This is a genomic window from Pseudomonas sp. P5_A2_2 (assembly GCF_054177685.1).
On record NZ_JBGCUL010000201.1, the window covers coordinates 1 to 6,592 of the forward strand.

General features: G+C 58.0%; 4 protein-coding genes and 1 pseudogene. 4 read left to right on the forward strand and 1 reads right to left on the reverse strand.

Annotated features, from left to right (window positions below):
* Positions 1 to 174 (reverse strand): annotated as a pseudogene (locus ACXRVY_RS13825) (response regulator); the annotation flags it as partial.
* Between the two features lie 256 nt (positions 175 to 430).
* Between ACXRVY_RS13825 and ACXRVY_RS13830 the strand changes: the two are divergent.
* The 4 genes from ACXRVY_RS13830 to ACXRVY_RS13845 all read left to right on the forward strand — a co-directional run bounded on the left by ACXRVY_RS13830 (position 431) and on the right by ACXRVY_RS13845 (position 6,486).
* A complete protein-coding gene (locus ACXRVY_RS13830; RefSeq protein WP_458237578.1) occupies positions 431 to 3,922 on the forward strand; it encodes a response regulator in 3,492 nt (1,163 codons plus the stop codon).
* On the forward strand, positions 3,922 to 4,755 hold the full coding sequence (locus ACXRVY_RS13835; RefSeq protein WP_223458102.1) for a CheR family methyltransferase: 834 nt from the start codon (positions 3,922 to 3,924) through the stop codon (positions 4,753 to 4,755). The genes ACXRVY_RS13830 and ACXRVY_RS13835 overlap by 1 nt, the downstream gene beginning before the upstream one ends.
* Before the next feature lie 94 nt (positions 4,756 to 4,849).
* Entirely contained in the window at positions 4,850 to 6,091 is a 1,242-nt protein-coding gene (locus ACXRVY_RS13840; RefSeq protein WP_223458101.1) for a hybrid sensor histidine kinase/response regulator, read from the forward strand.
* Positions 6,092 to 6,108: 17 nt separating this feature from the next.
* A complete protein-coding gene (locus ACXRVY_RS13845) occupies positions 6,109 to 6,486 on the forward strand; it encodes a response regulator (protein WP_458237579.1) in 378 nt (125 codons plus the stop codon).
* The last annotated feature ends 106 nt before the right edge of the window (positions 6,487 to 6,592 follow it).

The following is a 6,592-nucleotide window of genomic DNA, read 5'->3' on the forward strand; positions in this document are numbered from 1 at the left end:
GGTAATCATCAGATCAATGTGCTGGTTCAAGTCCTTGAGTGTCTCCAGCGCCTGCTCGCTGCCATTGGCTTGCAGCACCTTGAACTCCAACTCCTCCAGTACATCGACGATCAGCATGCGCACGATGGCATCGTCTTCGACGACGAGGATAATGGGCGCTTTGGCGGAGGACATAGTGGCTTTCCTGAAAATGATGGGTTGTCAGGCGAATAAAATCACCGGCCTCTTGCATGAGTAAGTGGCGGATCCTGACAAGTTCCCAGCGCAATGCGAAAAAGAACCGGGCGCAGGTCAGGCAAGGATAACCCGCTACTTTGCGTGGGCGCAGCGGAATGTAGGACCCTGTGCGAAACCATGTCAGAAAATTGGATCAATGCGCCAGTTTTGCGGCAAACTCCTTGCATCCCGACAGTTCGACAAGGCTTGCCCCATGCCCTCCGCGTCCACGGTTGATGAGCAACGATTTCGTAAACTCCTGAGCCGCAACATCAGCCTGCCGTTGGGTCTGGGCCTCATCAGCGCGGTGTTCTTCGTTTCGCTGATCAGCTATTTACTGTCGACGATCCAGTGGGTGCAACACACCGACCGGGTGATCAATAACGCCAATGAAGCGCTCAAGCTGACGGTGGACCTGGAAACCGGGATGCGCGGTTTCCTGCTCAGTGGTGACGAACATTTCCTCGATCCCTACGAAACCGCCAAACCGCGAATTGCCGCGGCCCTCAACACCTTGCTCGAGCTGACCGCCGACAACCCGGTGCAGACTGACCGCTTGCTGCGGTTGCAGGCATTGCAGCTGGAATGGGCCAGCTACGCGCAATCGCTGGTCGATTTGCAGCGCAGCAGCGGTGACTATCGCGCCGTGGTCAAGGCCGGGCGCGGCAAGCGCCTGACCGATGAAATTCGCAAGCAGTTCGAGGACGTGATCGACACCGAGCAACAGTTGCGCACCGCCCGCAATGACGACATGCGGCGTTCCACGGTGTGGAGTATCAGCCTCTATCTGTTGTTCATTGCCGGCGTCAGTGGCTTGCTGGCGTATGTCGGGCGCCGCGATTTGCTCAATCTTTCGCAAAGCTACAGCGTCAATCTCGCTGCCCAACAGGCCAGCGCCCATCGCCTGGAACAGCAAGCCTGGCTGCGTAATGGTCAGACCCAACTTGCTGAACAGGTGTTGGGACAGTTGAGCCTGAGCCTGCTGGGACGCAACATCCTGCAGTTTTGCGCGCAGTACCTGGGCACCGCCGTGGCGGCTATTTATGTGCGCGAAGACCACGGCGGCCTCAAGCGCATCGCCACCTACGGTTTTTCCCGCGAACAGGAAGAGTGTGAGCAGCAGATTTACAGCGAAGAAGRCATTGTCGGCCAGGTGGCGCAACAGGCGCGGTTGATTCGCTTGGACGAGGTACCGGTTGATTACTTCAAAGTCAGCTCCGGCCTCGGCGAAGGTTTGCCACGCAGTGTGCTGGTGGTGCCAACCAGTGATGATGAGCGGGTCAATGGCGTGATCGAACTGGGCTTTCTGCGCTCACTGACGGACCGCGACATTGAATTGCTTGAGCTGATTGCCGGCAACATCGGCACCTCGATCGAGGCTGCACGCTATCGTCAGCGTTTGCAGGAGGTGTTGGCCGAAACCCAGCAACTCAACGAAGAATTGCAGGTGCAGCAGGAAGAGCTCAAGACCGCCAACGAAGAGCTCGAAGAACATTCGCGGATTCTCAAGGAGTCCCAGGCGCACCTGGAAATCCAGCAGGTGGAGCTGGAGCAGACCAACGAACAACTCGCCGAACAGGCACAAGCACTGGCCGAGCAACGCGACACCATGGAGCTGAAGAATACCGAGCTCAATCAGGCCCGGATCCAGCTCGAAGAACGTGCCATAGAGTTGCAGCGCTCGAGCAAGTACAAGTCCGAATTCCTCGCCAACATGTCCCACGAATTGCGCACGCCGCTGAACAGCTCGTTGATCCTGGCCAGGCTTCTGGCGCAAAACCCGGAGCAAAACCTCAGCGCCGAGCAAGTCAGATTCGCCGAATCGATCTACTCCGCCGGCAATGACTTGCTTAACCTGATCAATGACATTCTGGACATTTCCAAGGTCGAGGCCGGCAAGTTGGAGATCCGTGCGCAGAACACCAGTGTGGCGCGTCTGGTCGAAGGCCTGCGCGGTCTGTTTCAGCCGTTGGCGTCGGACAAACAGCTGGATTTCCAGGTGGATGTGCAGGACGGCGCACCGCTGATGCTGTTCACTGACCGCCAGCGCCTGGAGCAGGTGCTCAAGAACCTGCTGTCCAACGCCGTGAAATTCACTGAAAGCGGCAGCGTGTGCCTGTCCGTCGCCACGGTGCCGAACGACGGCATCGCGTTCATCGTCCGTGATTCCGGGATCGGCATTGCGGCGCAGCAGTACGACAGCATTTTCGAGGCATTCCGCCAGGCTGATGGCACCACCAGTCGGCGTTATGGCGGCACYGGGCTGGGCTTGTCGATCTCCCGTGATCTGGCGGCCTTGCTCGGCGGCTCCATCAGCGTGACCAGCACGCCGGGGCAGGGCAGTGCGTTTACCCTGGTACTGCCGCAGCAGTACATGGAACCGGGTGAAGTACCTGTCGAACCGATGCGCGCCGAGACGATGGCGGCTGTGCCGAACGTAGTGCCACCCGCGCTGTCGCCACTGCTGGCCGAGGTCGACATTGCGCGTTTCGACGACGATCGCAACAACGGTCCGTTCACCAGCCGCTGCATTCTGGTGGTGGAAGATGAGCCGGATTTTGCGCACATCCTCTACGACCTTGCCCATGAACTGGGTTATCAGTGCCTGGTGGCCCATGGCGGCGACGAAGGCTACGACCTGGCCAAGACGTTCATCCCGGACGCGATCCTGCTGGACATGCGCCTGCCGGATCACTCCGGCCTGACCGTGCTGCAAAGTCTGAAGGAACACGCCGAAACCCGGCACATCCCGGTGCATGTGATTTCCGTCGAGGACCGGGTTGAAGCAGCGATGCACATGGGCGCCATTGGCTATGCGGTCAAACCGACCACCCGCGAGGAACTCAAGGACGTATTTGCGCGACTCGAGGCCAAACTGACCCAGAAGGTCAAGCGCGTGCTGCTGGTCGAGGACGACGACTTGCAGCGCGACGGCATTGCCCGCCTGATCGGCGACGATGACATCGAGATCACTGCCGTTGGCCTGGCGCAGGAGGCACTGGACCTGCTGCGGACCTCGGTTTTCGATTGCATGATCATCGACCTCAAACTGCCGGACATGCTCGGTAATGACCTGCTCAAGCGCATGTCCACCGAAGACCTCTGCTCCTTTCCACCGGTCATCGTCTATACCGGGCGCAACCTGACCCGGGATGAAGAGGCTGAACTGCTCAAGTATTCGCGTTCGATCATCATCAAGGGCGCACGCTCGCCGGAGCGGCTGCTGGATGAGGTGACGCTTTTTCTGCACAAAGTCGAATCGCGGTTGTCCCATGAACGGCAGAAGATGCTCAAGGTCGCTCGCAGCCGCGACAAGGTCTTCGAGGGCCGCAAGGTGCTGCTGGTGGATGACGATGTGCGCAACATTTTTGCCCTCACCAGTGCGCTGGAGCAAAAAGGCGCAGCGGTGGTCATTGGTCGCAACGGCCGCGAAGCGATTGAACGATTGAATGAGGTGCAAGACATCGATCTGGTGTTGATGGACGTAATGATGCCGCGGATGGATGGTTTCGAAGCCATTGTTGAAATCCGCAAGGACCCGCGCTGGCGCAAGCTGCCGATCATCGCGGTGACGGCCAAGGCCATGAAGGACGACCAGGAGCGCTGCCGGCAGGCCGGCGCCAACGATTACCTGGCCAAGCCCATCGACCTGGACCGCCTGTTTTCGCTGATTCGTGTGTGGTTACCGAAGGTGGAACGTATCTAGTGGAGCGCAATTTTTCAGTGGAGCGAAACAGCGATATCGAATTGCGCTTGCTGATCGAGGCGATCTACCTCAAGTACAGCTACGATTTTCGCGATTACTCCGGTGCTTCGATCAAGCGCCGGGTCAACCATGCGTTGACTCAGTTCGAGTGCAATACCATCTCGGCGCTACAGGAAAAGGTCCTGCGCGACCCCACCGCGTTCATGCAATTGCTGCAATTGCTGACCATTCCGGTCAGCGAGATGTTTCGCGACCCTTCGCACTACCTGGCCATCCGCAAAGAAGTGGTACCGCTGCTGCGAACCTATCCTTCGCTCAAGATCTGGATCGCCGGATGCAGCACCGGTGAAGAGGTGTATTCGATGGCCATTGTGCTGCGCGAAGAAGGCTTGCTCGACCGCACGATCATCTACGCCACCGACATCAATCCGCGCTCGCTGGAAAAGGCCAGGCAAGGAATTTTCTCGATGGAGAATGTCCGCGCCTACACTGCTAATTACCAGCAGGCCGGTGGCCAGTGTTCTTTTGCCGACTACTATACGGCGGCCTATGGGTACGCGATTTTCGACAAGACCCTGCGCGAGAACGTGACCTTCGCCGATCACAGTCTGGCAACGGACAGCGTATTTTCAGAAACCCAATTAATTTCATGTCGTAACGTACTGATTTACTTTAATAAAAAGCTTCAGGATCGGGCATTAGGACTGTTTCATGAGTCCCTCTGCCATCGCGGTTTCCTGGTGCTGGGCAGCAAGGAAACCCCGGAATTCTCAGCCTTCGGCCATCAGTTCGAGCCGCTGGTCAAACTAGAACGGATTTACCGAAAATCATGAACAGTGCAACGAACTTGCCGGCGATCGAAGCGATCGTGATCGGTGCCTCCGCCGGTGGCATCAGCCGTCTGCCTGTCGAGCTGGAACGAATCGCATGCTGAGTAATATCCAGGCCAAACTGCTGATCGTCGACGATCTGCCGGATAATCTGCTGGCGCTCGAAGCGCTGATCAAGCGTGAGGACTGCATCGTGTACAAGGCGCTGTGTGCCGACGAAGCCTTGTCCCTGCTGTTGCAGCACGAATTCGCCATGGCCATCCTCGATGTGAAGATGCCCGGCATGAACGGCTTCGAGCTGGCCGAATTGATGCGTGGAACGGAGAAAACCAGGAATATCCCGATCGTTTTTGTCAGCGCCGCCGGGCGTGAACTGAACTACGCGTTCAAGGGCTATGAAAGCGGTGCCGTGGACTTCCTGTACAAGCCGCTGGACATCCTCGCGGTCAAGAGCAAAGTCAATGTGTTCGTCGACCTGTATCGCCAGAGCAAGGCGATGAAGGAACAAGTGCTGGCCCTTGAGCAAAGTCGCCGCGAACAGGAGACCCTGCTCAAGCAACTGCAAGATACTCAGCTGGAACTGGAGCAGGCGGTGCGCATGCGCGATGACTTCATGTCCATGGTCGCCCATGAAGTGCGCACGCCGCTCAACGGCCTGATCCTTGAAACCCAGCTGCGCAAGAGGCACCTGGCCAGGGACAACGCCGCCGCCTTCACCCTGGACAAGATGCACGCCATGGTCGACCGCGACGAGCGGCAGATCAAAAGCCTCATACGCTTGATCGAAGACATGCTCGATGTCTCGCGCATCCGCACCGGAAAGCTGTCKATTCGGCCAACGCGCTTCGATCTTTCGGCACTGGTCAGCGAGTTGTTGCAGAGTTTTTCCCGACAGATCGACGCCGCCGAGGCGTCGGTCACGCTGGATGCCGAGCAACCGGTGATCGGAAATTGGGATGAGTTTCGTATTGAACAGGTGATTTCCAACCTGTTGACCAACGCCTTGCGCTACGGGGCCAAGGGCTTGGTCGCGGTGAGAGTCTACAGTGAAGAGGGCCGGGCGCTGGTGGACGTGCAGGACCAGGGGATCGGTATCAGCGAAGAAAACCAGAAGCGGATTTTCCAGCAGTTCGAACGGGTATCGGCCAAACATACCGGTGCCGGACTGGGCCTGGGATTGTTTATTTCAGAACAGATTGTCACCGCCCATGGCGGTACTATTACGGTCCAGAGCAGGATTGGCGAAGGCGCCTTGTTTCGCGTTTGTCTGCCGCTGCAGGAAAACAGCCAGATAAACGCAACCTCTGATCGACCCGACGGTCGTATCAGCAGCAATTGACCGAGCAAAGGCTTCCCATGAGCGAAGATGCACAAGATGTAGTACTCGTCGTCGAGGACGACCCCTCGATTCTGATGGTGCTGTCCGCTTATCTGTCGGGCGAGGGTTACCGCGTATTGCAGGCCGAAAACGGCGAGCAGGCTTTTGAAATCCTCGCGAGCAAACCGCACCTGRACATGATGATCACCGACTTCCGCCTGCCCGGTGGCATCTCCGGCGTGCAGATCGCCGAACCCGCCGTGAAGCTGCGACCGGAACTCAAGGTGATTTTCATCAGCGGCTATGCCCAGGAAATCCGTGAGACCGACAGCCCGATCACCCGCACGGCGCCGATCCTGGACAAGCCTTTCGATCTGGATAAATTGCAGGAGCTGATGCAGGACATGCTTTCTTAAGCATTCAGGCGCCGGTCATCTCCCGCACCTCCGCCGTCAACAGATCGAAGGTAAAGGGCTTGGTGATCATCTGCATGCCCGGATCGAGAAACCCGCCGCGCACTGC